General features: G+C 63.5%; 36 protein-coding genes. 2 read left to right on the top strand and 34 right to left on the bottom strand.

Features of this window, described 5'->3' with window-relative positions:
- The first annotated feature begins 14 nt into the window (after window positions 1–14).
- Window positions 15–1,631, top strand: a complete 1,617-nt coding sequence (locus EDF74_RS01180) for an amidase (RefSeq protein WP_123728457.1) — start codon at window positions 15–17, stop codon at window positions 1,629–1,631.
- A gap of 78 nt (window positions 1,632–1,709) precedes the next feature.
- Here the strand turns inward: EDF74_RS01180 and EDF74_RS01175 are convergent, their stop codons facing one another.
- Both EDF74_RS01175 and EDF74_RS01170 read right to left on the bottom strand, forming a co-directional pair.
- Window positions 1,710–2,894, bottom strand: a complete 1,185-nt coding sequence (locus EDF74_RS01175; RefSeq protein ID WP_184997005.1) for a mechanosensitive ion channel family protein — start codon at window positions 2,892–2,894, stop codon at window positions 1,710–1,712.
- 65 nt (window positions 2,895–2,959) lie between these two features.
- Window positions 2,960–4,348 (bottom strand): class II 3-deoxy-7-phosphoheptulonate synthase, encoded by a 1,389-nt coding sequence (locus tag EDF74_RS01170; RefSeq protein WP_123728456.1) that lies wholly within the window; start codon window positions 4,346–4,348, stop codon window positions 2,960–2,962.
- A 214-nt stretch (window positions 4,349–4,562) separates the two neighbouring features.
- On the opposite strand from EDF74_RS01170, the gene EDF74_RS01165 reads away from it, so the two are divergent.
- A complete protein-coding gene (locus EDF74_RS01165; protein WP_123728455.1) occupies window positions 4,563–6,689 on the top strand; it encodes a TonB-dependent receptor in 2,127 nt (708 codons plus the stop codon).
- Between the two features lie 117 nt (window positions 6,690–6,806).
- On the opposite strand, the gene EDF74_RS01160 is transcribed toward EDF74_RS01165, so the two are convergent.
- The 32 genes from EDF74_RS01160 to rpsL form a co-directional block, all read right to left on the bottom strand.
- Entirely contained in the window at window positions 6,807–7,316 is a 510-nt protein-coding gene (locus tag EDF74_RS01160; protein ID WP_123728454.1) for a disulfide bond formation protein B, read from the bottom strand.
- A 393-nt stretch (window positions 7,317–7,709) separates the two neighbouring features.
- Window positions 7,710–8,096 (bottom strand): 50S ribosomal protein L17, encoded by a 387-nt coding sequence (rplQ, locus tag EDF74_RS01155; protein ID WP_123728453.1) that lies wholly within the window; start codon window positions 8,094–8,096, stop codon window positions 7,710–7,712.
- A 201-nt stretch (window positions 8,097–8,297) separates the two neighbouring features.
- Window positions 8,298–9,296, bottom strand: a complete 999-nt coding sequence (locus EDF74_RS01150; protein WP_123728452.1) for a DNA-directed RNA polymerase subunit alpha — start codon at window positions 9,294–9,296, stop codon at window positions 8,298–8,300.
- A 54-nt stretch (window positions 9,297–9,350) separates the two neighbouring features.
- Window positions 9,351–9,980: a 30S ribosomal protein S4 gene (rpsD, locus tag EDF74_RS01145; protein WP_019186164.1), complete on the bottom strand. Its 630-nt coding sequence runs from the start codon at window positions 9,978–9,980 to the stop codon at window positions 9,351–9,353.
- 14 nt (window positions 9,981–9,994) lie between these two features.
- A complete protein-coding gene (gene rpsK / locus EDF74_RS01140) occupies window positions 9,995–10,384 on the bottom strand; it encodes a 30S ribosomal protein S11 (RefSeq protein WP_017355427.1) in 390 nt (129 codons plus the stop codon).
- 12 nt (window positions 10,385–10,396) lie between these two features.
- Window positions 10,397–10,753, bottom strand: coding sequence for a 30S ribosomal protein S13 (rpsM, locus tag EDF74_RS01135; RefSeq protein WP_019186163.1), 357 nt, complete (start codon window positions 10,751–10,753; stop codon window positions 10,397–10,399).
- Window positions 10,754–11,098: 345 nt separating this feature from the next.
- The gene (secY, locus tag EDF74_RS01130) at window positions 11,099–12,454 is read right to left on the bottom strand and encodes a preprotein translocase subunit SecY (RefSeq protein ID WP_019186162.1); all 1,356 of its coding nucleotides are present in this window, start codon (window positions 12,452–12,454) and stop codon (window positions 11,099–11,101) included.
- A gap of 3 nt (window positions 12,455–12,457) precedes the next feature.
- Window positions 12,458–12,901 (bottom strand): 50S ribosomal protein L15, encoded by a 444-nt coding sequence (gene rplO, locus EDF74_RS01125; protein WP_019186161.1) that lies wholly within the window; start codon window positions 12,899–12,901, stop codon window positions 12,458–12,460.
- Window positions 12,902–12,905: 4 nt separating this feature from the next.
- On the bottom strand, window positions 12,906–13,097 hold the full coding sequence (gene rpmD / locus EDF74_RS01120) for a 50S ribosomal protein L30 (RefSeq protein ID WP_121042886.1): 192 nt from the start codon (window positions 13,095–13,097) through the stop codon (window positions 12,906–12,908).
- A complete protein-coding gene (rpsE, locus tag EDF74_RS01115; RefSeq protein ID WP_121042884.1) occupies window positions 13,090–13,629 on the bottom strand; it encodes a 30S ribosomal protein S5 in 540 nt (179 codons plus the stop codon). The genes rpmD and rpsE overlap by 8 nt, the downstream gene beginning before the upstream one ends.
- Window positions 13,630–13,787: 158 nt before the next feature.
- A complete protein-coding gene (rplR, locus tag EDF74_RS01110) occupies window positions 13,788–14,141 on the bottom strand; it encodes a 50S ribosomal protein L18 (protein ID WP_123728451.1) in 354 nt (117 codons plus the stop codon).
- 31 nt (window positions 14,142–14,172) lie between these two features.
- Window positions 14,173–14,700, bottom strand: a complete 528-nt coding sequence (gene rplF, locus EDF74_RS01105; protein ID WP_123728450.1) for a 50S ribosomal protein L6 — start codon at window positions 14,698–14,700, stop codon at window positions 14,173–14,175.
- 18 nt (window positions 14,701–14,718) lie between these two features.
- Window positions 14,719–15,117, bottom strand: coding sequence for a 30S ribosomal protein S8 (gene rpsH, locus EDF74_RS01100; RefSeq protein ID WP_019186156.1), 399 nt, complete (start codon window positions 15,115–15,117; stop codon window positions 14,719–14,721).
- 242 nt (window positions 15,118–15,359) lie between these two features.
- A complete protein-coding gene (gene rpsN / locus EDF74_RS01095; RefSeq protein ID WP_121042878.1) occupies window positions 15,360–15,665 on the bottom strand; it encodes a 30S ribosomal protein S14 in 306 nt (101 codons plus the stop codon).
- Between the two features lie 18 nt (window positions 15,666–15,683).
- Window positions 15,684–16,226: a 50S ribosomal protein L5 gene (gene rplE, locus EDF74_RS01090; protein WP_019186154.1), complete on the bottom strand. Its 543-nt coding sequence runs from the start codon at window positions 16,224–16,226 to the stop codon at window positions 15,684–15,686.
- Between the two features lie 11 nt (window positions 16,227–16,237).
- Window positions 16,238–16,555, bottom strand: a complete 318-nt coding sequence (gene rplX / locus EDF74_RS01085) for a 50S ribosomal protein L24 (RefSeq protein ID WP_017355416.1) — start codon at window positions 16,553–16,555, stop codon at window positions 16,238–16,240.
- A 16-nt stretch (window positions 16,556–16,571) separates the two neighbouring features.
- The gene (gene rplN / locus EDF74_RS01080; RefSeq protein ID WP_017355415.1) at window positions 16,572–16,940 is read right to left on the bottom strand and encodes a 50S ribosomal protein L14; all 369 of its coding nucleotides are present in this window, start codon (window positions 16,938–16,940) and stop codon (window positions 16,572–16,574) included.
- A 13-nt stretch (window positions 16,941–16,953) separates the two neighbouring features.
- Entirely contained in the window at window positions 16,954–17,223 is a 270-nt protein-coding gene (rpsQ, locus tag EDF74_RS01075; RefSeq protein WP_121042876.1) for a 30S ribosomal protein S17, read from the bottom strand.
- A gap of 11 nt (window positions 17,224–17,234) precedes the next feature.
- A complete protein-coding gene (rpmC, locus tag EDF74_RS01070) occupies window positions 17,235–17,420 on the bottom strand; it encodes a 50S ribosomal protein L29 (RefSeq protein ID WP_019186151.1) in 186 nt (61 codons plus the stop codon).
- The gene (gene rplP / locus EDF74_RS01065) at window positions 17,420–17,833 is read right to left on the bottom strand and encodes a 50S ribosomal protein L16 (protein WP_019186150.1); all 414 of its coding nucleotides are present in this window, start codon (window positions 17,831–17,833) and stop codon (window positions 17,420–17,422) included. Before rplP ends, rpmC begins: the two co-directional genes overlap by 1 nt.
- Window positions 17,834–17,838: 5 nt before the next feature.
- Window positions 17,839–18,573, bottom strand: coding sequence for a 30S ribosomal protein S3 (gene rpsC, locus EDF74_RS01060; protein WP_121042874.1), 735 nt, complete (start codon window positions 18,571–18,573; stop codon window positions 17,839–17,841).
- A 17-nt stretch (window positions 18,574–18,590) separates the two neighbouring features.
- Window positions 18,591–18,926, bottom strand: a complete 336-nt coding sequence (rplV, locus tag EDF74_RS01055; RefSeq protein ID WP_017355410.1) for a 50S ribosomal protein L22 — start codon at window positions 18,924–18,926, stop codon at window positions 18,591–18,593.
- Between the two features lie 12 nt (window positions 18,927–18,938).
- Window positions 18,939–19,208, bottom strand: a complete 270-nt coding sequence (rpsS, locus tag EDF74_RS01050) for a 30S ribosomal protein S19 (RefSeq protein ID WP_019186148.1) — start codon at window positions 19,206–19,208, stop codon at window positions 18,939–18,941.
- 6 nt (window positions 19,209–19,214) lie between these two features.
- The gene (gene rplB, locus EDF74_RS01045) at window positions 19,215–20,042 is read right to left on the bottom strand and encodes a 50S ribosomal protein L2 (protein WP_038690292.1); all 828 of its coding nucleotides are present in this window, start codon (window positions 20,040–20,042) and stop codon (window positions 19,215–19,217) included.
- Window positions 20,043–20,052: 10 nt separating this feature from the next.
- Window positions 20,053–20,352, bottom strand: a complete 300-nt coding sequence (gene rplW / locus EDF74_RS01040; protein WP_019186147.1) for a 50S ribosomal protein L23 — start codon at window positions 20,350–20,352, stop codon at window positions 20,053–20,055.
- Window positions 20,349–20,954, bottom strand: coding sequence for a 50S ribosomal protein L4 (gene rplD, locus EDF74_RS01035; RefSeq protein ID WP_019186146.1), 606 nt, complete (start codon window positions 20,952–20,954; stop codon window positions 20,349–20,351). The genes rplW and rplD overlap by 4 nt, the downstream gene beginning before the upstream one ends.
- A gap of 12 nt (window positions 20,955–20,966) precedes the next feature.
- Window positions 20,967–21,617, bottom strand: coding sequence for a 50S ribosomal protein L3 (gene rplC, locus EDF74_RS01030; protein WP_019186145.1), 651 nt, complete (start codon window positions 21,615–21,617; stop codon window positions 20,967–20,969).
- Window positions 21,618–21,628: 11 nt separating this feature from the next.
- Window positions 21,629–21,940, bottom strand: coding sequence for a 30S ribosomal protein S10 (rpsJ, locus tag EDF74_RS01025; protein WP_010341589.1), 312 nt, complete (start codon window positions 21,938–21,940; stop codon window positions 21,629–21,631).
- A 333-nt stretch (window positions 21,941–22,273) separates the two neighbouring features.
- A complete protein-coding gene (gene tuf / locus EDF74_RS01020) occupies window positions 22,274–23,464 on the bottom strand; it encodes an elongation factor Tu (RefSeq protein ID WP_123728445.1) in 1,191 nt (396 codons plus the stop codon).
- A gap of 52 nt (window positions 23,465–23,516) precedes the next feature.
- The gene (gene fusA, locus EDF74_RS01015) at window positions 23,517–25,658 is read right to left on the bottom strand and encodes an elongation factor G (RefSeq protein ID WP_123728449.1); all 2,142 of its coding nucleotides are present in this window, start codon (window positions 25,656–25,658) and stop codon (window positions 23,517–23,519) included.
- Window positions 25,659–25,794: 136 nt separating this feature from the next.
- Window positions 25,795–26,262, bottom strand: coding sequence for a 30S ribosomal protein S7 (gene rpsG / locus EDF74_RS01010; protein WP_019186122.1), 468 nt, complete (start codon window positions 26,260–26,262; stop codon window positions 25,795–25,797).
- A gap of 12 nt (window positions 26,263–26,274) precedes the next feature.
- Window positions 26,275–26,649 carry a 30S ribosomal protein S12 gene (rpsL, locus tag EDF74_RS01005; RefSeq protein ID WP_017356008.1) on the bottom strand — a complete coding sequence of 125 codons (375 nt, stop codon included), beginning with the start codon at window positions 26,647–26,649 and terminating at the stop codon, window positions 26,275–26,277.
- Window positions 26,650–27,000: the final 351 nt, after the last annotated feature.

The raw sequence follows: 27,000 nt of genomic DNA, 5'->3' as shown, positions 1-27,000 counted from the left end.
TCGGGGGAACAGGCATGCGCCTGACACTGACGTCATTGATGCTCATCGCACTGGCCGGCTGCAGCCCGGGCCCGGCGCCCCTGCATGCCCGCGAATCGCCCACGCCCTCACCGACCGCAGCGCTGCCATTCGCCTATGCCGAGGCCGACATCAGCGCGCTGCAAGCGCGCATGGCCAGCGGCGAGCTGGACAGCGTCACCCTGACCCGCGCCTACCTGGAGCGGATCGCCCGCCTCGACCGGGCCGGCCCGCGCCTGCGTGCGGTGATCGAGCTCAATCCCGATGCGCTGCGCGAGGCCGCCCAGCTGGACGCCGAGCGCCGCCAAGGGCAGCTGCGCGGCCCGCTGCACGGCATCCCGCTGCTGCTCAAGGACAACATCGGGGCCAGCCCGATGAATACCACCGCCGGCTCGCTGGCCCTGGAAGGCTTCCGCCCCGACGATGCGTTCCTGGTCAAGCGGCTGCGCGCGGCCGGTGCGCTGATCCTGGGCAAGACCAACCTCAGTGAGTGGGCCAACTTCCGCTCCAGCCAATCGATCTCCGGCTGGAGCGCGCGCGGCGGCCAGACGCGCAATCCCTACCGGCTCAGCCACAACCCGTGCGGCTCCAGCAGCGGCAGCGCGGTGGCGGTCTCGGCCAATCTGGCGGTGGCCGCGATCGGCACCGAAACCGATGGCAGCATCGTCTGCCCGGCCGCGGTCAACGGCGTGGTCGGATTGAAGCCAACCGTGGGACTGGTCAGCCGCGAAGGCATCATCCCGATCTCCTTCAGCCAGGACACTGCCGGCCCGATGACGCGCAGTGTGGCCGATGCGGCGGCCCTGCTGACCGCCATCGCCGGACGTGACGAAGCCGACCCGGCCACCGCGACCATGCCCGGACGCGCCGTGTACGACTACACCTCACGCTTGAACGCCGATGGCCTGCGCGGTGCGCGGATCGGCGTGCTGTATGGCGACCTGGTGCAGAAGCCGGGCATCGCCCCGGCCCTGCAGCATGCGGTCGCCGTGCTGCGCGACGCGGGCGCGACCGTGGTGCCGGTGCAGTTGCCGACCCAGGGCCAGTGGCAGGAGGCTGAGCAGATCGTGCTGATGCATGAGTTCAAGGCTGGGCTGCAGCGCTACTTCACCACCTACCAGGCGCCGGTGCGCACGCTGGACGACGTCATCGCGTGGAACCGGCAGCATGCAGGCAAGGAGCTGGCGCTGTTCGATCAGGACCTGATGGACACCGCCGCCACCATGGGCGGCCTTGGCAGCCCGGAGTACATCCGCGCGCGCAGCGATGCCCGCCGGTTGGCCGGTCCGGACGGCATCGATGCGGTGCTGCGCGAGCAGAACCTCGATGCGCTGGTGGCACCGACCACCGGGGCGGCCTGGCCGATCCGGCCCGGCCGCGGCGATGACTTCCCGGGTGAGAGTTACAGCGCGGCCGCGGTGGCGGGGTACCCCAGCCTGACCGTGCCGATGGCACACGTGAACGGGCTGCCGCTGGGACTGCTGTTCATGGGTACCGCCTGGAGCGAGCCACGGCTGATCGAACTGGGCTACGCCTACGAGCAGCGCACCCGCGCGCGTCGCCCCCCGCGGTTCCAGACCGACAGCCTGCTGACGAACGGCGTCGCGCCCTGAGGGGCGTGTACCGACCAACGGTCGGTACCTACCCGATAACGTACGCCCCGCGTTGGTAGTGCCGGCCGCTGGCCGGCATTACCGGGATGCGTCACCCGGGTCTGGCAGGACCGCCGGCTCACCATCTTCGGCACCGGGCGAGCGCACGTCCTCGGCCGGCTGCGAACGCGCGCGGCGCGTCGGCGCGACCTCCTGATTGAGCTCGGCGCGGGTGCGCGGCAACGACTGAGGATGTTCGCGCGCGAGGAAATCGAGCATGCGTTCGCGCACGATGCAGCGCAGATCGAAGGCATCGCCGGAGTTGCGGGCGCTCACCAGCAGACGCACCTGCAGGGTGTGCTCGCTGGTCTCGGTCACCTGGGTCACGCAGACCTGGCCATCCCACAGCGCCTCGCCTTTGCAGATGCGCTCCAGTTCGGCGCGGATCGCCGGGATCGGCGCGGTGTAATCCAGCCACAGGAAGGCGGTGCCGAGCAGATCGGCGCTGCGCCGGGTCCAGTTCTGGAACGGGTGTTCGATGAACCAGGTCAATGGCACCACCATGCGCCGCGCATCCCAGATCCGCACCACCACGTAGCTGCTGTTGATCTCTTCCACCCGACCCCATTCGCCCTCGACGATCACCACATCGTCCAGCCGGATCGGCTGGGTCAAGGCGATCTGCAGGCCGGCGATCAGGTTGCCGAACACCGGCTTGGCCGCGATACCGGCGACCAGGCCGATGATGCCGGCCGAGGCCAGCAGCGCGGTGCCGATCTGGCGCACCATCGGGAAGGTGAGCAGGATCAGCGAGACGCCCACCAGGATGATCGCGCCCATCAGCACGCGACTCAGCACCCGGGTCTGGGTCTGGATGCGGCGTGCCTCGAGGTTGTCGGCCACCTCCATCGGATGGTCGCGCAGGATCGCCTGCTCGCCCGCGGCCACGGCCCGCACCAGCAGCCAGATGACGCAGCCGGTCACACCGATGTGCAGCAGCCGCAGCGCCTGTTCAAGCCGGTGTTCCTGCAGCGGCGTCGCTTCGAGTGCGGGAATCAACAGCAGCAGCGGCAGGGCGAACGCCAGCGGTCGGCTGATCACGCGCGCGATGCGGGCGCGGCGGTAGTCGCGGTCTTTCAGCCGCCGCGTCAACGCCATCAACAACCACCAGCCGCTGATCCCGATCGCCAGGGCGATCGAGATCGGCCATAGATACAGCGCTGCCTGCTGCCAGTCCACGGTCACTGCACGCTCCTGTGTTCTTCGCAAGGAAGTGCACAGCATGCCGGTGCCACCATGACCATGGTGTCAGGCGAATGTAAGGTGCGTGTCGAGGACACGCACCGGTATCAGTCGGCGTAGTGCGCCTGTTTGCGCACGATCGCCATCGCGATTTCCAGCGACTGCTCGTAGTTCAGGCGCGGATCCACCGAGGAACGGTAGGCACGCTCCAGATCGCGCTCGGTCAGCTCACGCGCGCCACCGGTGCATTCGGTCACATCCTCACCGGTCAGCTCCAGATGCACGCCGCCCAGCCGCGTGCCGGCCGCGGCGTGCAGGTCGAAGGACATCTCGACCTCGCCGCGCACGTTGTCGAAACGACGCGTCTTGTAGCCGTTGCTGGTGCTCTCGGTGTTGCCATGCATCGCATCGCACACCCACAGCACGCGCCGGCCATCGCGCTTCACCGCGTTCAACAGCGGCGGCAGCTTCTCGGCGATCTGGGCCGCCCCCATGCGGTGGATGAAGCTCAGGCGGCCCGGCTCGTCCTCGGGGTTGAGCACGTCGATCAGGCGCAGCAGCTGATCCGGCTGCACCGACGGGCCCACCTTGATTGCGATCGGGTTGCGCACGCCACGCAGATACTCCACGTGCGCGCCATCGAGGGCCGCGGTGCGCATGCCGATCCACGGGTAATGCGTGCTCAGGTTCAACCAGCCCTGCTGGCGCGGCACCTGGCGGGTCAACGCCTGCTCGTAGGGCAGCAGCAGCGCTTCGTGCGAGGTGTAGAAATCGATCCGGTTGAGGTTGTACACCTGCGTGCCGGACAGCGTTTCCATGAAACGCACCGCATCGCCGATCGAGGACACCATCTTCTGGTAATCGGCGGCCAGCGGCGAGTGCCGCACCCACTCCAGGTTCCAGTATTCGGGATGGTGCAGATCGGCGAAGCCGCCATCGATCAGCGCCCGCACGAAGTTCATCGTCATCGCCGAGTGCGCATGCGCCTGCAGCATCCGGCGCGGGTCCGGCAGGCGGGCGGCCTCGGTGAACTCCGGCGCATTGATCACATCGCCGCGGTAGCTCGGCAGGGTCAGGCCGTCGCGGGTTTCGGTATCGGCCGAGCGCGGCTTGGCGTACTGCCCGGCGAAACGCCCGACCCGGATCACCGGCTTGCGCATGCCGTGCACCAGCACCAGGCTCATCTGCAGCAGCACCTTGAGCCGGTTGGAGATGGTGGTGGATTCGCAGTCGCTGAAGTTCTCCGCGCAGTCACCGCCCTGCAGCAGGAAGCGCTTGCCTTCCTGGGCATCGGCCAGCTGCTGCTTGAGCGCCAGGATCTCCCAGGAGGTTACCAGCGGCGGCAGCCGCTTGAGCTCGTGCAAGGCGGCATCCAGCGCCAGCGGGTCCGGGTAGGTCGGCATCTGCAGCGCCGGCTTGCCACGCCAGCTCTCCGGCGACCAAGCGTCGACAGCGGTCGCGGCGGAATCGGCTACAGGCGGGGCGGACAGGCTCATCACGGACTTCCGGGGTGTGGGGCCGGTCATGGTCGCAGAGCGCGCCCCCGGCGCAAAGGGGCGGGCACATGCCCGCAGGCTGAACGCTGAAGAAAGGACACCGCGATCGGCCAGATCGCGCATGGTCCAGCGGCATCGGACAGGCGCATGATTTGTTACGGAGTAACACTTGCCAGGCCGGCCCCTCCTCCCATCGCCCAGCCAAGCCATCCTCATGAAGCCCTCCCTGCTTGCTACCGGTATTGCTGTTTCCCTGGCCCTGACCGGCCTGCCCGCCCTCGCCGCCACCCCCGCCAGCGCCGCCCCTGCGGTGACCGATCTGGATGCGGTCACGGTCAGCGCCAAACTCGACCAGGCGCGCAATGCGCTGTCGCCGGATATCGGCAGCAGCCAGTACCAGATCACCGCCGAAGACATCCAGAACCTGCCACTGGGCGCCTCCACCCCGTTGAACCAGGTGCTGCTGCAGGCCCCGGGCGTGGTCCAGGACTCCTACGGCGGTGTCCACGTGCGCGGCGACCACGCCAACCTCCAGTACCGCCTCAACGGCGTCCTGCTGCCCGAATCGATCTCCGGCTTCGGCCAGACCCTGGATGCCCGCGCGATCAAGAGCATCCGCCTGATGGACGGGGCGCTGCCGGCGCAGTTCGGCGAGCGCACCGCCGCCGTGGTGGACATCACCACCCGCAGCGGCGCCGAGCTGGGCAATGGCGGCAGCGCCGGCCTCACTGCCGGCTCCTACGGCAAGGTCAATCCCAACGCCTCGTGGTGGGGCAGCCAGGGCCGCTGGAGCTGGTATCTGACCGGCAACTACGACCAGAATCAGGTCGGCATGGAAAACCCCACCGCCTCGCGTACGCCGGACCACGATGACACCCACCAGGGCAAGGCGTTCGCCGACCTGACCTATCTGGTCAACGACGACACGCGCCTGAGCCTGTTCGCCGGGTTCTCCAACAATCGCTTCCAGATCCCGGTCAACCCCGGCCAGACCCCGCAGTTCGGCTACCTGGATACGGTCACTGCGGACTCCGCCGCGCTGGACGAAACCCAGCGCGAGACCACCCGCTTCGGCATGCTGGTGCTGCAGGGCGCGCTGGGCAACACCGCCTACCAGGTCTCGGCCGGGCAGCGCTACAGCGACCTGTCCTTCAACCCGGACCTGGCTGGCGATCTGATCTTCAACGGCGTCGCCTCACAGGTGGAGCGCAGCAACCGCGCCAACACCGTGCAGGCCGATTTCTCCACCCCGCTGGGCGGCAACCACACCGTGCGCTATGGCCTGTACGTCAACGCCGAACACGCCCGCGCCGGCAGCAACACCTGGGTGTTCCCGGTCGACGCCGACGGCCGACAGGCCAGCACCACGCCACTGCGCATTCCGGAGGCGAGTGCCTTCAACGCCACCACCACCGCGGTCTATCTGCAGGACGAATGGCGCCTCGGCGACGACTGGACCGTGAACTACGGCCTGCGCGGCGACCGCTACAAGGCGTTCGGTGGCACTGAAGGCCAGCTCAGCCCGCGGGTGGGCGTGGTCTGGAACGCCACCGACAGCACCACCGTGCACGCCGGGTACTCGCGCTACTTCACCCCGCCGGCCAGCGAACTGGTGGCCAGCAGCGACATCGCACTCTACGACGGCACCACCAACCAGCAACCGGCCGGAGGCAGCACCACGCCGCTGTCCGAGCGCAGCGACTACTACGACATCGGCGTCTCCCAGCAGCTGGGCGAACACCTCACCCTGGGCCTGGACGCCTACGACCGCAAGGTCGACCGCCTGCAGGACGAAGGCCAGTTCGGCGCCGCCTACATCTACTCGACGTTCAACTATCGCCTCGGCCACATCCACGGCGTGGAGTTCAGTGCCGACTACAGCAACGGCCCGCTCAGCGCCTACGTCAACGCCGCCTACAACAAGGCCACGGGCAAGCAGGTCATCACCGGTCAGTACAACCTGGATCCCGAGGCACTGGCCTACGTCCAGAACAACTGGATCCATCTGGACCACGACCAGAAACTGACCTCATCGGGCGGTATCAGCTACGCCTTCGCCGGCCACAACCGCCTGGGCGCGGACTACGTCTTCGGCAGCGGCCTGCGCTCGGATGCCGAGGGCATCCCCAACGGCGGCGAGCTCCCCGCCTACCTGCAGCTCAACCTCAGCGCCGGCCACGACTTCAACGCCGACAGCGGCCACCCGCTGCACGCGCAGCTCGCCCTGGTCAACGCACTGGATCGCAGCTACCAACTGCGCGACGGCGGCGGCATCGGCGTCTTCGCCCCGCAGTGGGGTCCCCGCCGCGGCGCCTACCTCAGCCTGCAGCAGGACTTCTGAGCTTCGCGAGGAAGCCCTGCCACTGGATCACATCACAAGAGCATCCAGACCTGATCGCAGCACCCGGCCTGGCACGCGTTGCGTGGCCAGGCCGAGGTCACTGAGTTGAGAAACGCCTCAGTGGCGACGACGCGAACGGAACGCCGTCACCAGCGCCCACACCGCCAAGGCCGCGAACCACACCAAACTCCACATCGGCATCGTCAGGCCCAGGAACTGCCAATCGATGTTGCCGCAGTTGCCGGTACCGGTCAGCACGGTGCGGAACACCTCGAACGGTCCCATCGTCTCACTGAGGAAACTCAGCGGCGGCCCACAGCTCGAGCCCATGTCCTGCGGCAGCAACTGCACATACACATGCCGACCGGCAATACCGATACCGACCGCGGCCGCGATGAAGGCCAGCACCCCATACGTCTTCCGCCCGGCCGGATCCCGCGGACCATGCAGCGCCCCGATCAGGAACAGCAGCCCCAGCGCCGCGAACGCAATCCGCTGGAAAATGCACAACGGACACGGCTCCAGCCCCATCTTCAACTGCAGGAAGATCGCATACCCCAACAGTGCCGCGCAGACCAGAAACCCCAACAGGAACTGGGCGCGGAAACTCCAACGCAATGGATTCATTGCCAACACTCGTGAAAGTCCAGGCGCCAAGATTAACAGGGCCGCGACCCGCCGCCACGCAGCCGGCCAACGGCCGGCTCTACCTATGCCGCGCGCAGCCTCCGCTTTGCCCCCATGCGCACCGACCATGTGTGCAGGCGTTGGCGCGGGTGGGTTGGCGGGACCATGAGCGCCATGGATGGCGCGACATGAGCCTCCATGGACGGATTTACGGCGTGTCCCGCCAACCCACGCGCGACGACGCCCCCCCCTCACCCGCAGCGCCATGCTCTTGCCTTGGCCTTGGCCTTGGCCTTGGCCTTGGCCGTGGCCGTGGCCCTTATCAACCCCCAGAAACGGAAAAACCCGGCACAAGGCCGGGTTCTTCACCGAATAACGGGTGTAGCTCGAAGATTACTCTTCGACGGCTTCAGCCACAGCAGCCGGACGATCGACCAGCTCAACATAGGCCATCGGCGCATTGTCGCCAGCGCGGAAACCGCACTTCAGCAGACGCAGGTAACCGCCCGGACGGGTCGCGTAACGCGGGCCCAGGGTGGTGAACAGATTGCCGACGGCTTCGTTGTCACGCAGGCGAGCGAACGCCAGACGACGGTTGGCAACCGAATCAACCTTGGCCAGGGTGATCAGCGGCTCAGCAACGCGGCGCAGTTCCTTGGCCTTCGGCAGGGTGGTCTTGATCAGCTCGTGCTTGAACAGCGACGCGGCCATGTTCTTGAACATTGCTTCGCGGTGGGCGCTGGTGCGGTTGAACTTACGACCGGACTTCATATGACGCATGACGGTGATTCCTGAAGTGAATGTTGGATCGGTTGGATATCGCTGTCGCCATCCTGGCGTTGTTGCTTGGACTGCGGATGGTCCGGTGCCAGCCGTCCTGGCTGGCCGTCACCGCAGGCTATCGACCTGTCGGTGCGGGGTGTTGCCGGTGAAGCCCCCGCACCCGAAGGTGCGGGGTCAAGCATCTTGCGTAGCGCTGGATCAGCCGAGCATGCCGTGCTGGGCGACACCGGCCGGCGGCCAGTTCTCCAGCTTCATGCCGAGCGAAAGACCGCGCTGTGCGAGGACTTCCTTGATCTCGGTCAGCGACTTCTTGCCGAGGTTCGGGGTCTTGAGCAGCTCCACTTCGGTCTTCTGGATCAGATCGCCGATGTAATAGATGCTCTCTGCCTTGAGGCAGTTGGCCGAACGCACGGTCAGTTCCAGGTCGTCGATCGGGCGCAGCAGCACCGGATCCACGCCGTTGTTGGCCGGCTTGACTGCACCGCGGTCGCGGTGGGTGAAGTCACCGAAGACCGACAGCTGATCGCTGAGGATGTCGGCGGCAGTGCGCACGGCTTCCTCGGCATCGATCGTGGCGTTGGTTTCGATGTCCAGCACCAGCTTGTCCAGATCGGTACGCTGTTCAACGCGGGCCGCTTCCACCGAATAGGCGACGCGACGGACCGGCGAGAACGAGGCGTCCAGAACCAGACGGCCGATGGCACGGGTTTCTTCATCCGGACGACGACGAGCAGCAGCCGGCTGATAGCCGAAACCGCGCTCGACCTTCAGACGCATGTTGATCGCCACATCCTTGGTGAGATGGCAGATCACATGATCCGGATTGAGGATCTCGGTGTTATGGTCGATCTTGATATCGGCAGCGGTCACGACACCCGGACCCTGCTTGGACAGCGACAGCGTAGCGTTGTCACCGGTATGCATGCGGATGGCCACATCCTTCAGGTTGAGCAGGACTTCCAGCACGTCCTCCTGCAAGCCTTCAAGCGTGGTGTACTCGTGCAGTACGCCATCGATTTCCACTTCGGTGATGGCGAAGCCCGGGATGGACGACAGCAGCACGCGACGCAGGGCGTTGCCCAGCGTATGCCCGTAACCACGCTCCAAGGGTTCGATGACGACCTTGGCGCGGGTATCGGTAAGGCGTTCGATCTGCGGACCGCGAGGACGCAGAACCTGGTTGGCGGTAACCGTCATGTTGCGGGTTCTCCTGCGAACCTCCGGTGTGACCCGGAGGTTCTCCAATGTGAATTACTTCGAATACAACTCGACGATCAGCGCTTCGTTGATATCCGCAGGCAGGTCCGAACGATCCGGCACGGCCTTGAAGATGCCGGCGAACTTGCCGGAATCCACTTCAACCCACGACGGACGCAGGTCATGCGTGGCAGACACGGTCAGGGCTTCCTGGACGCGCAGCTGCTTGGCAGCCTTCTCGGACAGAGCGACGGCGTCGCCAGCCTTGACCTGGTACGAAGCCAGGTTGACCGACTTGCCGTTCACGGTGACACCGCGGTGCGAGACCAGCTGACGGGCAGCCGGACGGGTCACTGCGAAGCCCATGCGGTAAACGACGTTGTCAAGACGGGTTTCCAGCAACTGCAGCAGGTTCTCGCCGGTGTTGCCCTTCTTGGTCGAGGCCTTCTTGTAGTAGTTGCGGAACTGACGCTCCAGCAGACCGTAGATACGCTTGACCTTCTGCTTTTCACGCAGCTGGGTAGCGTAGTCGGACAGCTTGCCCTTACGGGCAGTGGCGCCGTGCTGGCCGGGCTTCTGCTCCAGCTTGCACTTGGAGTCCAGCGCGCGCGCCGGGCTCTTGAGGGAAAGGTCGGCGCCTTCGCGGCGGGCGAGCTTACAGGTAGGACCGATATAACGAGCCATTTCTTATCGCTCCTTTAGACGCGACGCTTCTTCGGCGGACGGCACCCGTTGTGCGGGATTGGCGTCACGTCGATGATGTTGGTGATCTTGTAGCCCACGTTGTTCAGCGAGCGCACGGCCGACTCACGACCCGGACCCGGGCCCTTGATGCGGACTTCCAGGGACTTGACGCCGTAGTCGAGCGCGGCACGGCCGGCCTTCTCGGCAGCCACCTGGGCAGCGAACGGGGTGGACTTACGCGAACCGCGGAAGCCAGCGCCACCGGAGGTCGCCCACGACAGAGCGTTGCCCTGACGGTCGGTGATGGTCACGATGGTGTTGTTGAAAGAAGCATGGACGTGGGCGACGCCGTCAGTGACGACGCGCTTGATCTTCTTCTTGGTCTTAGCGACGGGCTTAGCCATTTCTTAGGTCCCTTACTTCCTGATCGCCTTGCGCGGGCCCTTGCGGGTGCGGGCGTTGGTACGGGTGCGCTGGCCACGAAGCGGCAGACCGCGACGGTGACGCAGACCGCGGTAGCAGCCCAGGTCCATCAGGCGCTTGATCGCGATACCGATTTCACGGCGCAGATCGCCTTCCACGATGTACTTGCCGACTTCGAGACGCAGACGCTCGATTTCCGGCTCCGACAGATCGCGGATCTTGGTGGTCGAGGTCACGCCTGCGGCGTCGCAGACCTTCTTCGAACGGGTACGGCCGATGCCGTAAATGCTTTGCAACCCGACCCAGACGTGCTTCTGGGCTGGCAGGTTGACGCCTGCAATACGCGCCATGACGCGGTTCTCCAGCTGAGTGATGGCCGACAGCGCACCATGGGCGCGCCAATCCGGCAGGATGGATCAAAAAAGTGAACTAGCGATTCTATCAAGGTCTCGGTTTACTTGGAAGCCCGTGGAACCGTGAGGTTCCATGGACCCGGCGTGGGGAGTGTGCCCATGCTCCGGCGCCGGATGTCGTTGACTGCAGAGGTTGCCCCCGCCGCCGCCCGCGCTACTCCCGCGCAGGACCACCACATCACACCCCCACCCGAAACCGCTGCAGGGGCCGCCCTTCGATTTGGAAGGCCAGTCCGGGAACCGGAGGGCCTTCGCAACAAGAAGACTAGTGTAACAGGTCAATCAGCCGCGGGCAAAACCGCCGCGGTTGCCGCCCTTCAGGTTAGCCTTCTTCAACAGGCTCTCATACTGGTGCGACATCAGGTGCGCCTGGATCTGGGCAATGAAGTCCATCACCACCACCACCACGATCAGCAGCGAGGTGCCGCCGAAGTAGAACGAGGCGCCGAGCTGGGTGCGCAGGATTTCCGGCAGCAGACAGACGATCACCAGGTACAGCGAACCGGCCGCCGTCAGACGGGTCAGTACGGCATCCACGTAGTCGGCGGTGGCCTTGCCCGGGCGGATGCCCGGAATCAGCGCGCCCGACTTCTTCAGGTTGTCGGCGGTTTCCTGCGAGTTGAACACCAGCGCGGTGTAGAAGAACGCGAAACCACTGATCAGCGCAGCGAACACGATCATGTGCAGCGGCTCGCCCGGCCCGAGGGCGTTGGCAACCTTCTGCAGCCACGTGGCCGAACTGGCCTGGCCGGACCACATGGCCAGCGTCGTCGGGAATGCCAGGATGCTCGAGGCGAAAATGGCCGGGATCACGCCCGCCATGTTCAGCTTCAGCGGCAGGAACGAGGTCTGGTTCATGTACGCGTTGCGGCCACCCTGGCGACGTGCGTAGTTCACCGTGATGCGGCGTTGGCCGCGCTCGACGAACACCACGAAGTAGGTGAAGGCCAGCACCACCAGCACGATCAGCAGCAGGGCGATGAAGCTCATGTTGCCGTCGCGGTAGGCTTCCACGGTGTGGATGACCGCGCCCGGCAGGCCGGCCACGATACCGGCGAAGATGATCAGCGACACACCGTTGCCGATGCCGCGCTCGGTGACCTGCTCACCGACCCACATCAGGAAGATGGTACCGGCGGTCAGCGCGACGATGGCGGTGAGCACGAAGCCCATGCCCGGTGCGTAGACGACCGGGGCACCGCCCGGGGAGACCTGGTTCTGCAGCGCCAGCGCAATGCTGCCGCCCTGCACCACCGCCAGCAACACGGCGCCGATGCGGGAATATTGGGTGATCTTGCGACGACCCGATTCACCTTCCTTCTGCATCGACTTCAATGCGGGGAAGATGTGGACCGCCAGCTGCATCACGATGGAGGCCGAGATGTACGGCATCACGTTCAGCGCGAAAATGCTGAAACGGTGCAGGGCGCCGCCCGAGAACATGTTGAACATGTCCACGATGCCGCCGCCCTGCGCCTGCATGAGCGCAAGCATGGCATCGGGATTGACGCCAGGCACCGGCACATAACAGCCGATGCGGTAGACGATCAATGCCCCGATGACGAACAGCAGTCGCTGGCGGAGTTCCGTGAACTTGCCGAGCCCGCCGCCGAGGTTACCAATGCCAGCTTGCGCCATGTCTTACTCCTGTACGCTGCCGCCGGCAGCTTCGATCGCGGCCTTGGCACTGGCCGTTGCTGCGACGCCCTTCAGGGTGAATGCCTTGGTCAGGTCACCCTTCATGACGATCTTGGCACGCTTAGCGGTGCTCGGGACCAGCTTGGCAGCGCGCAGCGCGGCAAAGTCGATCTCGCCAGCTTCCAGACGCTCAAGCTGGTAGGACAGCACTTCAGCCGTGTCCTTGGCGATCTTGGAACGGAAACCGACCTTCGGCAGACGACGCTGCATCGGGGTCTGGCCGCCTTCGAAGCCTGCCTTGATCTTGCCGCCACCCTTACGGGCGAACGAACCCTTGTGGCCGCGGCCGCAGGTCTTGCCCAGGCCGGAGCCGATACCACGACCGACGCGGGTACGCTCTTTGCGCGCGCCCGGTGCCGGGCTCAGTTCATTGAGATGCATGGTCATTGGATTATTCCTCAACCTTGACGAGGTAGTGGACCTTGTTGATCAGACCGCGAACCTGCGGGCTGTCCTTCAGTTCACGTACGCTATTGAGCTTGCCGAGGCCAAGCGCCTTCACCGACAGGCGGTGACGTGCCTGGGCGCCGCGCAGGCCGCCAACCAGACGGACCTTGATGGTCTTGGTGGTGTCATTAGCCATGGTTGAGATCCTCCACCTTCTTGCCGCGCTTGGCCGCGATGCGGGCCGGCGACTGCATTTCGCTCAGACCCTTCAGCGTGGCGCGAACCAGGTTGATCGGGTTGCGCGAGCCGACGGCCTTGGCCAGCACGTTCTTGACGCCAACGGCTTCCAGGACGGCGCGCATGGCACCACCGGCGATCACACCGGTACCTTCGGAGGCCGGCATCATGAACACGCGGGCTGCGCCGTGGCCGGACTTCACCGGGTGCCACAACGTGCCGTTGTTCAGATCGACGTTGGCCAGGTTCTTGCGGGCCTGCTCCATCGACTTCTGGATGGCGACCGGCACTTCGCGCGCCTTGCCGTAACCGAAACCGACCTTGCCTGCGCCGTCACCGACCACGGTCAGTGCGGTGAAGGTGAACTGGCGACCGCCCTTGACGGTCTTGCTGACGCGGTTGACCGCGACCAGCTTCTCGATCATGCCGTCGTCGACTTTCTCTTCGCGGCGATCGCGATCGCGACCCCGCTGCTGACGTTCTTCTGCCATGTTGATTCCTTGATTGATTGAGTATGTACGGCTCAGGGCCGCTTATAGCTGTGAGATGGAGCAGTGATTCGAGAGCCCCTGCAGAAGAAGGACGTCGCCCGGCGCAACCCGCGCCGGCAGGCAGGCGGAAGCGGGGACCAGCCCCGCTTCCTTATCCCTTAGAACTGCAGGCCGCCTTCGCGGGCTGCATCAGCCAGTGCCTTGATGCGACCGTGGTAGCGGTATCCCGAGCGGTCGAAAGCGACCTTCTCGATACCCGCAGCCTTGGCGCGCTCGGCGACCAGCTTGCCAACCTTGACGGCGGCGTCGCTGTTCTTGCCATTCTTCAGGCCTTCCTTGACGTCGGCCTGGGTGGTGTTGGCCGACGCCAGCACCTTGGAGCCATCGGCGGTGAAGACCTGGGCGTACAGGTGCTGACCGGTGCGAAGCACCGACAGACGCGGCACGCCGAGCACACGGATGTGGGCGCGGGTCGACTTGGCACGACGCAGACGAGCGATGTTCTTGTTCATGATCTTTTTCCTTGAAAGCTGAGGGCGTGAGTTACGCCTTCTTGGCTTCCTTACGAATGATGACTTCGCCGGCGTACTTCACACCCTTGCCCTTGTAGGGCTCCGGCGGACGGAAGCCACGGATCTTGGCGGCAACTTCGCCAACGCGCTGCTTGTCGTTGCCCTGCACCAGCACTTCGGTCTGGGTCGGGGTCGAAATGGTGATGCCTTCCGGCGCCACGAACAGGACCGGATGCGAGAACCCGAGCGACAGGTTCAGGTCCTTGCCCTGCATGGCAGCACGGTAGCCGACGCCGACCAGCTCGAGCTTGCGCTCGAAGCCTTCGGTGACGCCCTTGACCATGTTGGCCAGGATGGCGCGCACGGTGCCGGTGAGGGCGACCAGCGAGGCATCGTTGGCAGACAGCGTGGCAACGCCGTTGTCGACAGTGATTTCAACGCCAGCAACCTTGGCAAGCGACAGGGTGCCCTTCGGGCCCTTCACGCTGACGGATTCCGGCTCGATGTTCAGTTCAACGCCCTTGGGCAGGTTGACTGGCTTCTTGGCTACGCGGGACATAGTTGGTTCCTTCTCGCCTTAGGCCACGAAGCACAGGACTTCGCCGCCGACGCCCAACTGGCGCGCCTGCGCATCAGTCATGATGCCCTTGGAGGTGGAGATGATGGAGATACCCAGGCCGTTGAGGACCTTCGGCAGCTCGGACTTGCCACGGTACTGGCGCAGACCCGAACGCGAGAAGCGCTTCAGGGTCTCGATGACCGGCTTGCCCTCGAAATACTTCAGGACGATTTCAAGCTCGGCCTTGTTGTTCTCGATCTTGGTCACGCGCAGATCGGTGATGTAGCCTTCGGCCTTCAACACCTCTGCGATTGCCACCTTGATCTTGGACGACGGTGCTTTCACCGTCTGCTTGCCAACCGCGGCCGCATTCTTGATGCGTACCAGCAGGTCGGCGATGGGATCAGTCATGCTCATAGTCGATACCTTTGAGTGCACCGATATCCGCTTTCGCGAAAATCTTGTGTCTACCTGGAATGGGCCAGGGCCCGTCTTCACACACTGCTCACGCCTTGCGGGCGAGCAAGACGCGGGAGTATACGGCAAAAAGAGCCCGACTTGCGTCGGGCTCTTTCAATTCGGGTTCAAGGTCGGCAGAACCGACCCTTCCCCCCTGCCCTGCGCCGTGAAGGCGCCGGACAGTTGAAGGGACGAATCCCTTACCAGCTGGCCTTGCGCAGGCCCGGCACGTCACCACGCATGGTGGCTTCACGCAGCTTGTTACGGCCCAGGCCGAACTTGCTGTACACGCCACGCGGGCGGCCCGAGAGCTCGCAACGGTTGCGGTGACGGCTCGGCGACGAGTCGCGCGGCAGCTTCTGCAGCTTGATGACGGCCTCGGCCTTTTCGTCGTACGACGCGGTCGCGCTGGAGATGATCTTCTTCAGCTCTTCACGCTTGCCGGCGTACTTGACGGCCAGCTTCGCACGCTTGAGGTCGCGGTTGACCATGGAGGTCTTTGCCATTTCGGATTCCTCGACGTATCAGTTACGGAACGGGAACTTGAACGCTGCGAGCAGCGCCTTCGCTTCCGCATCGGTCTTGGCGGTGGTGGTGATGGCGATATCCATGCCGCGGATCGCGTCGACAGCGTCGAAATCGATTTCCGGGAAGATGATCTGTTCCTTCACACCCATGTTGAAGTTGCCACGACCGTCGAAGGAACGACCCGACACACCACGGAAGTCGCGCACGCGCGGCAACGAGATGTTGATCAGACGGTCCATGAACTCGTACATCTTTTCACGACGCAGCGTGGTCTTGCAGCCGATCGGCCAACCATCGCGGATCTTGAACGATGCCACCGAGACGCGGGACTTGGTCACGATCGGCTTCTGACCGGAGACCTTGGCCATATCGGCGACGGCATTTTCCAGGATCTTCTTGTTCGTGGCTGCTTCGCCGACACCCATGTTCAGGGTGACCTTGACCAGCTTCGGAACCTGCATCGGATTGGTGTAGCCGAACTGCTTCATCAGCGCCGGCACCACTTCTTCCTTGTAAAACTTTTCGAGACGGGAATTCATCTGCTCATTCCTCAGGCGTCGAGCGCCTCACCGCTGGAGCGGAACACACGCAGTTTGCGTCCATCCTCCAGCACCTTGAAGCCAACGCGCTCGCCCTTGCCCGAAGCCGGGTTCAGCACATTCACGTTGGAGATATGGATCGACGCTTCACGCTCGACCACGCCGCCGGCAACGCCTGCCTGCGGGTTCGGCTTGGTGTGGCGCTTGACGATGTTCACGTTGGCGACGATCACACGATCGCCGTCGACGCGGACGACTTCGCCCTGCTTGCCCTTGTCCTTGCCGGTGTTGACGACAACCTGGTCGCCCTTCTTGATACGGTTAGCCATGATTATCTCCTGTCGCTCACAGCACTTCGGGAGCGAGCGAGACGATCTTCATGAACTTCTCGGAACGAAGTTCACGCGTCACCGGTCCGAAGATGCGGGTACCGATCGGCTCTTGCTTGTTGTTGAGCAGGACCGCGGCGTTGGCATCGAAACGGATCAGCGAACCATCGGCGCGACGCACACCCTTGCGGGTACGCACCACGACGGCGTCGAACACTTCACCCTTCTTGACCTTGCCGCGCGGGATTGCATCCTTCACGGTCACCTTGATGATGTCGCCAATGTGCGCGTAGCGGCGCTTCGAGCCGCCGAGCACCTTGATGCACATCACTTCCTTGGCACCGGAATTGTCCGCGACTTCGAGGTAGCTCTGCATCTGGATCATGAGTCAGATCTCCTTATTGAACCGCACGCGTGATGACTTCCACCACGCGCCAGTTCTTGGTCTTGGACATCGGAGCAATCTCGGTCACACGAACGACATCACCTTCGTTGCAGGTGTTGTCGGCGTCGTGTGCGTGCAGCTTGGTCGAACGCTTGATGTACTTGCCGTACAGGGCGTGCTTGACCAGGCGTTCCACCAACACGGTGACCGTCTTGTCCATCTTGTTGCTGACGACACGGCCTTCGACCGTGCGCAGCGTCTTGCTGTCGTTGTTATCGCTCATCGCGGCCATCCTTACTTGGTGCTGCCGAGCAGGGTCTTGACGCGAGCGATCTCGCGGCGAACCCGGCGGGTTTCGTGGGTCTTCGGCAGCTGGCCAGTGACCTGCTGCATACGGAGCGAGAACTGCTCCTTACGCAGGTCGATCAGGTGGCTCTTCAGGTCGTCAGCCGACTTTTCGCGAAGTTGTTTGATATCCATCAGAGCACCGTCCGGGTCACGAAAGTGGTGGTCACGGAGAGCTTGGCGGCAGCCAGGCGGAACGCCTCACGTGCCACGTCTTCTGCGACGCCTTCGATTTCATAGATCATGCGGCCGGGCTGGATCTGGGCTACCCAGTACTCCACGTTGCCCTTACCAGAACCCATTCGGACTTCGATGGGCTTCTTGGTGATCGGCTTGTCGGGGAACACTCGGATCCACATCTTGCCGCCGCGCTTGACGTAGCGGCTGATCGAGCGGCGAGCCGCTTCGATCTGACGCGCGGTCAGCTGACCATGAGCGGTTGCCTTCAGGCCGTATTCGCCGAAGCTGACAGCGTTGCCGCTCCAGCTCAGACCATCGTTACGGCCCTTGTGTACCTTGCGGTATTTGGTTCGCTTGGGTTGCAACATTGTCGTTACCTCGCTTCACGAGCCGGGCGCGACGGACGGTCACCGCGATCGCCGCGATCGTTACGATCGTTGCGCGGGGAGTCGTCCTGCTTTTCCTGGCCAACCTGGGAGAAATCGAAGACTTCGCCCTTGTAGATCCAGACCTTGATGCCGATGATGCCGTAGGTCGTCTTGGCTTCAGCGAAGCCATAGTCGATGTCGGCACGCAGCGTATGCAGCGGCACGCGGCCTTCGCGGTACCACTCCGAACGGGCGATTTCTGCGCCGTTCAAGCGGCCACCGACGTTGACCTTGATGCCCAGGGCACCGAGGCGCATCGCGTTGCCGACCGAGCGCTTCATCGCGCGGCGGAACATGATGCGACGCTCAAGCTGCTGCGCGATCGACTCGGCAACCAGCTGTGCGTCCAGCTCGGGTTTACGCACTTCGGTGACGTTGATGTGCGCCGGGACGCCCATCATTTCGCTCACTTCCTTGCGCAGCTTCTCGATGTCCTCACCGCGCTTGCCGATCACCACGCCCGGACGGGCGGTGTGGATCGTCACGCGAGCGGTCTTTGCCGGACGCTCGATCAGGATCTTGCTGATGCCGGCCTGCGCAAGCTTCTTGCGCAGCATTTCCCGCACCTTCAGGTCGGCTGCCAGATAACCAGCGAACTCGGCCTTGTTGGCGTACCACTTGGAGTTCCAGTCCTTGGAAATGCCGAGGCGGATACCAATCGGATGAACTTTATGACCCATGGTGTTTTCCTTTCCGCTTACTTGCCGGCGCCCACAACCACAGTGATGTGGCTGGTGCGCTTGAGGATGCGGGTGCCGCGGCCTTTCGCCCGCGCCATGAAACGCTTCAGGGTCGGACCTTCATCTACCATGATGGTCTGTACCTTCAGCTCGTCGACGTCGGCGCCCTGGTTGTTCTCGGCATTTGCAATAGCCGACTCCACCACCTTCTTGATCAGGTGGGCAGCCTTCTTGTCCGAGAACTTCAGCAGGTTGACCGCACGCTCGGCCGGCAGGCCGCGCACCTGGTCAGCGACCAAGCGGGCTTTCTGCGCAGAGATGCGCGCGGAGCGCAGGATTGCTTTCGCTTCCATTGTCATCTCTCCTTACTTGCCGGACTTTTTGTCACCACCGTGACCCTTGAAGGTCCGGGTGATGGCAAATTCGCCAAGCTTGTGGCCGACCATGTTCTCGTTGACGAGCACCGGAACGTGGTTCTTACCGTTATGAACGGCGATGGTGACGCCTACCATTTCCGGCAGGATCATCGAACGGCGCGACCAGGTTTTGATCGGCTTCTTGCTACCCGCAGCGGCTTCCACCTTCTTGATGAGGTGGTGATCGACAAACGGGCCCTTCTTGAGTGAACGTGCCATGGTCGATTAGCCCCTACGATCGCGGACGATGAATTGCTGGGTGCGCTTGTTCTTGCGCGTCTTGTAACCCTTGGTCGGGACACCCCACGGGGTGACCGGATGCGGGTTGCCCTGGCCGGCCTTCGCCTCACCACCGCCGTGCGGATGGTCAACCGGGTTCATGGCAGCACCACGAACGGTCGGGCGGACACCACGCCAGCGCTTGGCGCCAGCCTTGCCCAGCTTTTCCAGGTTGTGTTCGTCGTTACCGACTTCACCGATGGTGGCGCGGCACTCGACCGGCACCTTACGCATTTCACCCGAGCGCAGGCGCAGGGTGGCGTAGATACCTTCACGAGCGACGAGCTGCACGGCAGCGCCGGCGGCACGCGCGATCTGAGCACCCTTGCCCGGCTTCAGTTCGATGCCGTGGACAGTGGTACCGACCGGGATGTTGCGCAGCGGCAGCGTGTTACCGGTCTTGATCGGCGCATCCGAACCCGCGATCACCTGGTCACCGGCCTTCAGGCCCTTCGGTGCGATGATGTAGCGGCGTTCGCCGTCGACGTAGCACAGCAGGGCGATATGGGCGGTGCGGTTCGGATCGTATTCGATGCGTTCCACGCGCGCCGGAATGCCTTCCTTGTTGCGCTTGAAGTCGATGACACGGTAGTGCTGCTTGTGACCACCACCCACGTGACGGGTGGTGATGCGGCCGTGGTGGTTACGACCACCGGACTTGCTCTGCGGCTCCAGCAGCGCAGCATGCGGCGCGCCTTTGTGCAGATCGGGCGTGACCACGCGCACGGCCGAACGGCGGCCGGGAGAAGTGGGTTTGAATTTCATCAATGGCATGGGATGGACCTCAGGCCTTGGCCGTTACATCGATGGACTGGCCATCGGCGAGACGCACGTACGCCTTGCGCCAATCGCCGCGGCGGCCGGTGCGGTTACGGAAGGACTTGTTCTTGCCCTTCACGTTCAGCACGTTGACCGACTCGACCTTGACGTCGAACAGCTGCTCAACCGCGGCCTTTACATCGGCCTTGGTGGCTTCGTTCGAAACTTCGAAGACATACTGGTTGGAATGTTCCTGCAGGCGCGCGGTCTTTTCGGAGACTCGCGGAGCGCGCAGCACGCTGAAGACTTTTTCGTTGCTGCTCATGCCAGCCACTCCTCGACCTTCTTGACCGCATCAGCGGTGATGACGACCGTGTCGGCACCGACCAGCGACACCGGGTCCAGGCCCTGCACGTCACGCACTTCCACGTAGGGAATGTTGCGCGCCGACAGGTACAGGTGCTCGGAAGCATCTTCGGTGACGATCAGCGGACGCTTGCCCACTTCCAGGCCGGCCAGCTTGGCGATCAACGACTTGGTGTTGGTCGCTTCGACATCGAAGGACTCCACGATCGTCAGACGGCCCTGGCGGTTCAGCTCGGACAGGATCGCGCACATGGCTGCACGGTACTGCTTACGATTGACCTTCTGCTCGAAGCTGCGCGGCTTGGCCGCGAAGGTGACACCGCCGCCGATGAAGATCGGAGCCGTCAGTGCGCCATGACGCGCGCCGCCGCCCTTCTGCTTCTTCGACTTCTTGGTGGTACCAGCCACTTCAGAGCGAGTCTTCTGTGCCTTGGTGCCGGCGCGACCGGCGTTGCGGTAAGCAACGACGACCTGGTGAACCAGATCTTCGCTGAAATCGCGACCGAACACGGCATCGGAGACCGAGACCTTGTTGTTGCTACCCGTGATAACGAGTTCCATCGTCATCTCTCCTTATGCCTTGCTAGCCGGACGAACGATCACGTCACCACCCGCTGCGCCCGGAACGGCACCACGGATCGCGATCAGACCACGCTCGACATCGACCTTCACCACTTCAAGGTTCTGGGTGCTCTGCTGCACCGAACCCATGTGGCCGGACATCTTCTTACCCGGGAAAACGCGACCCGGGGTCTGGCGCTGGCCCAAGGAACCCGGCGCGCGATGCGACAGCGAGTTACCGTGGGTTGCATCGCCCATACGGAAGTTGTAGCGCTTGATGGTGCCCTGGAAGCCCTTACCCTTGGTGACACCCTGGACGTCGACCTTCTGGCCAACTTCAAAGATGTCCGCCTTGACTTCGCCGCCAACGGCGAAATCGCCGAGCTGCGCGTCTTCAACGCGGAATTCCCACAGGCCACGGCCCGCGTCGACCTTCGCCTTGGCGAAGTGACCGGCTTCCGGCTTGTTGACCAGGGCAGCGCGACGCGCGCCGACGGTCACCTGCACGGCGCTGTAGCCGTCAGCTTCGACGGTCTTGATCTGCGCGATGCGGTTCGGGGTAGCTTCAATCAGGGTTACCGGGATGGCCTGGCCATCTTCGGTGAACACGCGGCTCATGCCAGCCTTGCGGCCCACGAAGCCCAACGAATATTTCTTCGTCATGGTCGTAGTCCTCAGGTCAGCTTGATCTGAACGTCGACGCCGGCAGCCAGTTCGAGCTTCATCAGCGCGTCCACGGTCTTGTCGTTCGGGTCAACGATATCGAGCACGCGCTTATGCGTGCGGGTCTCGTACTGGTCACGCGCGTCTTTGTCGACGTGCGGGGAGACGAGAATGGTGTAACGCTCGATCTTGGTCGGCAGGGGGATCGGGCCACGCACTTGCGCGCCGGTCCGCTTTGCCGTTTCTACGATCTCGCTGGCCGAACGGTCGATCAAACGATGATCGAACGCCTTCAGCCGAATCCGGATCTTTTGGTCCGCCATGACGGTGGGTTCCTTCGTTAAAAGAGCGACGGACAAGGCCTCTGGGTTGCCTTGTCCCATGAATATCCTGAATGCAGACGCCGCACATTCCTGCGCGGCGACAAGATCTTTCCATAGACCTCAAAAATCGAGGCAGACCGGTCTCCCGATCTGCCCAGACAAAAAGTATAGCGCGCATACAAGTTGGCAGTCAACAGGAAACCTATTGACAAAGCCTGAATGGCGCGACCCTTCCTGGTCTGGGGAACACGAGGAGCATCCTGCGCCTCTTTTCCCGTTTGGTTACGCCCCGATGCCCTACCCAGGCAACATCGGGGCGCAGATTCTAGCAGATTACGCGATGATCTTGGAGACCACGCCGGCGCCGACGGTACGGCCGCCTTCGCGGATCGCGAAGCGCAGGCCTTCATCCATGGCGACCGGGTTGATCAGGGTGACAACCATCTTCACGTTGTCGCCCGGCATCACCATTTCCACACCTTCCGGCAGTTCGCAAGCGCCGGTGATGTCGGTGGTACGGAAGTAGAACTGCGGACGGTAGCCCTTGAAGAACGGGGTGTGACGGCCGCCTTCATCCTTGGACAGCACGTACACTTCGGCGTCGAAGGTGGTGTGCGGCTTGATCGAACCCGGCTTGGCCAGAACCTGGCCACGCTCGACGTCGTCACGCTTGGTGCCGCGCAGCAGCAGACCGGCGTTGTCGCCTGCCTGACCCTGGTCGAGCAGCTTGCGGAACATTTCCACGCCGGTGACGGTGGTCTTCTGGACCGGACGGATACCGACGATTTCGATTTCTTCGCCGACCTTGATCACGCCGCGCTCGATACGACCGGTGACGACGGTGCCGCGACCCGAGATCGAGAACACGTCTTCGACCGGCATCAGGAAGGGCTTGTCGATGTCACGTTCCGGGGTCGGGATCCAGCTGTCGAGAGCTTCGACCAGCTTGATCACGGCCGGCACGCCGATCTCGCTCTGGTCGCCTTCCAGCGCCAGACGGGCCGAACCCGCGATGATCGGGGTGTCGTCGCCCGGGAAGTCGTACTTGCTCAGCAGCTCGCGGACTTCCATCTCGACCAGTTCCAGCAGCTCGGCGTCATCGACCATGTCTGCCTTGTTCAGGAAGACGACGATGTACGGCACGCCGACCTGACGCGAGAGCAGGATGTGCTCACGGGTCTGCGGCATCGGGCCGTCAGCAGCCGAACAGACCAGGATCGCGCCGTCCATCTGGGCAGCACCGGTGATCATGTTCTTGACGTAGTCAGCATGGCCCGGGCAATCGACGTGGGCGTAATGACGTTCGGTGGATTCGTATTCGACGTGTGCGGTCGAGATCGTGATGCCACGTGCCTTTTCTTCCGGCGCGGCGTCGATCGAGGAGTAATCCTTGAACTCGCCACCGAAGCGCTCGGCACCGATCTTGGTCAGTGCAGCGGTCAGCGTGGTCTTGCCGTGATCGACGTGACCGATGGTGCCGACGTTGACGTGCGGCTTGGTGCGCTCGAACTTACCCTTTGCCATTGTTGTATACCTTGGATGTCAGAAATAAGGAGGTGAAGGCCTGAGCTTACGCTCAGGACTTCTTGATCACGGTTTCAGCGATGTTCGACGGAGCCGGCTCGTAATGGTCGAATTCCATCGTGAAGGTTGCGCGACCCTGGGTCTGCGAACGCAGCGAGGTGGCGTAGCCGAACATTTCGCCCAGCGGAATCATCGCATTGATGATTTCGGCCGAACCGTCACCGGTCACGCTCGAACCCTGCAGCATGCCACGACGACGGCTGACGTCGCCCATCACGTCACCCTGATAGTCGCTCGGGGTCACGATCTCGACCTTCATGATCGGCTCCAGCAGGACCGGCTTGGCCTTGGAGAAGCCCTGCTTGAAGGCCATCGAGGAGGCCAGCTTGAACGCCATTTCCGAGGAGTCGACGTCATGGTACGAGCCGAAGACCAGCTTGACCTTGACGTCCACGACCGGGAAGCCCGCCAGCGGACCGCTGGTGATGGTTTCGCGCAGACCCTTTTCGATCGACGGAATGAATTCCTTCGGAATCACGCCACCGGTGATGTCGTTGATGAACAGGAAGTCGTCCTTGATCAGCGGCCCGATCTTCGGGTCGGCACGATCTTCAGCAGTGATCGGCGACAGCTCGATCACGACGTGACCGTACTGACCCTTACCACCGGACTGCTTGGCGTGCTTGTAGTCCGACTTCACGTCCGCCATCTGGATGGTTTCGCGGTACGCAACCTGCGGCTTGCCGACGTTGGCTTCAACGTTGAACTCGCGCTTCATGCGATCCACGATGATGTCCAGGTGCAGCTCGCCCATGCCCGAGATGATGGTCTGGCCGGATTCTTCGTCGGTCTTGACGCGGAACGACGGATCTTCCTGGGCCAGACGGCCAAGGGCCAGACCCATCTTTTCCTGGTCGGACTTGGTCTTCGGTTCGACGGCCATCGAGATGACCGGCTCCGGGAACACCATGCGCTCCAGGATGATCGGATGGTCCTGCGAGCACAGGGTGTCGCCGGTGGTGGTGTCCTTCAGACCCACGGCCGCGGCGATGTCACCGGCCAGCACTTCCTTGATCTCTTCGCGATCGTTGGAATGCATCTGCAGGATGCGGCCGATGCGCTCCTTCTTGCCCTTGACCGAGTTCAGCAGCTGGTCGCCGGCATTCAGGGTGCCCGAGTAGACACGGAAGAAGGTCAGCGCGCCAACGAACGGATCGGTGATGATCTTGAAGGCCAGCGCCGAGAACGGCGCCTTGTCATCCGACTTGCGGCTCAGGGCGATGCTTTCGTCGTCCACATCGGTACCGGTCACGTCCGGCACGTCGATCGGCGACGGCAGCAGCTGCACCACGCCGTCCAGCATGGCCTGCACGCCCTTGTTCTTGAACGCCGAGCCGCAGTACATCGGCACGATGTCGGTGGCCAGGGTGCGCACGCGCAGGGCTTCGACGATCTCGGCCTCGGTCAGCTCTTCGCCGCCCAGGTACTTTTCCATCAGCTCTTCGCTGGCTTCAGCCGCAGCTTCGATCATGTAGGTGCGGGCCTCTTCGGCCTCCGCCTGCATGTCCGCCGGGATCTCCAGGTACTCGAACTTCATGCCCTGCGAGGCTTCATCCCAATGGATGGCCTTCATCTTGATGAGGTCGACCACGCCCTTGAAGTTGTCTTCGGCGCCGATCGGCAGCTGCATCGGGACGGCAACGGCACCCAGCTTGGCCTTCAGCTGGCCAACGACCTTGGTGAAGTTCGCGCCGGTACGGTCCATCTTGTTGACGAACGCGATGCGCGGCACCTTGTACCGGTTGGCCTGGCGCCACACGGTTTCCGACTGCGGCTGCACGCCACCGACGGCGCACAGCACGAAGACCGCACCGTCGAGCACGCGCAGCGAGCGCTCCACTTCGATGGTGAAGTCGACGTGTCCGGGGGTGTCGATGATGTTGAAGCGGTGCTCCGGCAGGGACTTGTCCATGCCCTTCCAGAACGCGGTAGTGGCAGCGGACTGGATCGTGATGCCACGCTCCTGCTCCTGCTCCATCCAGTCCATGGTGGCAGCGCCGTCATGCACTTCACCGATCTTGTGGCTCTTGCCGGTGTAGAACAGGATGCGCTCGGACGTGGTGGTCTTGCCGGCATCGATGTGGGCCATGATGCCGAAATTGCGGTAACGCTCGATGGGAGTGGTGCGGGCCACGGGAGCCTCTCAATTTCTTGGAATTCGGATGGCCGAACGCCGCCTTTCGGCGGCCTTCGGATTGGCGCGGCACCCCAGGTGCCGCGGGGCAGCACCTAGATGGTGCTGCCGTGCCTGTTTTGCAAGGCCGTCAAACTCACCAGCGGTAGTGCGCGAAGGCCTTGTTGGCTTCGGCCATGCGGTGGGTTTCTTCGCGCTTCTTGATAGCGCCACCACGATTTTCCGAGGCGTCCAGCAGTTCGGCAGCCAGCTTCTTCGGCATGGTGTTCTCACCACGCTTACGCGCCGAGTCGATCAGCCAACGCATGGCAAGCGCCATCTTGCGCGACGAACGCACTTCGACCGGCACCTGGTAGGTGGCACCACCGACACGGCGGGACTTGACTTCGACCGACGGAGCCACGTTTTCCAGAGCCTTCTGAACCAGCTCGACGGAATTCGGGTTCTTTTCGCCGATCACGTCCATGGCACCGTAGACGATCTTTTCAGCGACCGACTTCTTGCCGCTCAGCATCACCATATTGATGAAACGAGCGATGGTTTCACTTCCGTGCTTCGGATCCGGCAGGACAGAGCGCTGCGGCGTATTACCTTTACGAGACATGTGTACTTTCCCTTAGCTCTTCGGACGCTTGGCGCCGTACTTGGAACGGCCCTGGCGACGCTTGGCAACGCCGGAGGCGTCCAGCGAGCCACGCACGGTGTGGTAACGCACACCCGGCAGATCCTTGACGCGACCGCCACGGATGAGGACCACGGAGTGCTCCTGCAGGTTGTGGCCTTCGCCGCCGATGTAGCTAATCACTTCTTCCTGGTTGGTCAGGCGAACCTTGGCAACCTTGCGAAGCGCCGAGTTCGGCTTCTTCGGAGTGGTGGTGTACACGCGCGTGCAGACACCACGGCGCTGGGGGCACTTATCGAGGGCCGGGGAGGCACTCTTATAAGTGGTTGCCTGCCGCGGCTTGCGGACAAGCTGATTGATCGTCGCCATCAGTATGTTCTTCTGAGAGAGGCCAATGAAAAGACTGGCCATGAATGCGGAAATGTGCGAGCAGGCGAAAGACCGGCCTGCTGAGACAGACGATTGTAGCAACCCGGCGAAAACGCAGTCAAATGCGCACGCGCCAAGCCAGCCCTGATCCCGGGCCGTTACAGGGGAGCCTTTTCCATGCCCCCCGTTCAGGTTGTCAAGCCGGTCCTTTGAAAGACCGGCGGGCATCCTACCTCATCGACAGGCATCCGACCAGTGGCCGGTGCTGCCGATCCGGTCCGACCCACGGCCGGACCTGCCAGGCAAGAGGCCGACCGGGGTCGGCGCCCTGCCCTGCCGCGGGCCCGGCCG

The organism is Stenotrophomonas rhizophila, from assembly GCF_003751305.1.
GTDB lineage: Bacteria > Pseudomonadota > Gammaproteobacteria > Xanthomonadales > Xanthomonadaceae > Stenotrophomonas > Stenotrophomonas rhizophila_B.
Note: the sequence above shows the minus strand (reverse complement) of the source record. Positions and strands in the feature narration are given on the sequence as shown.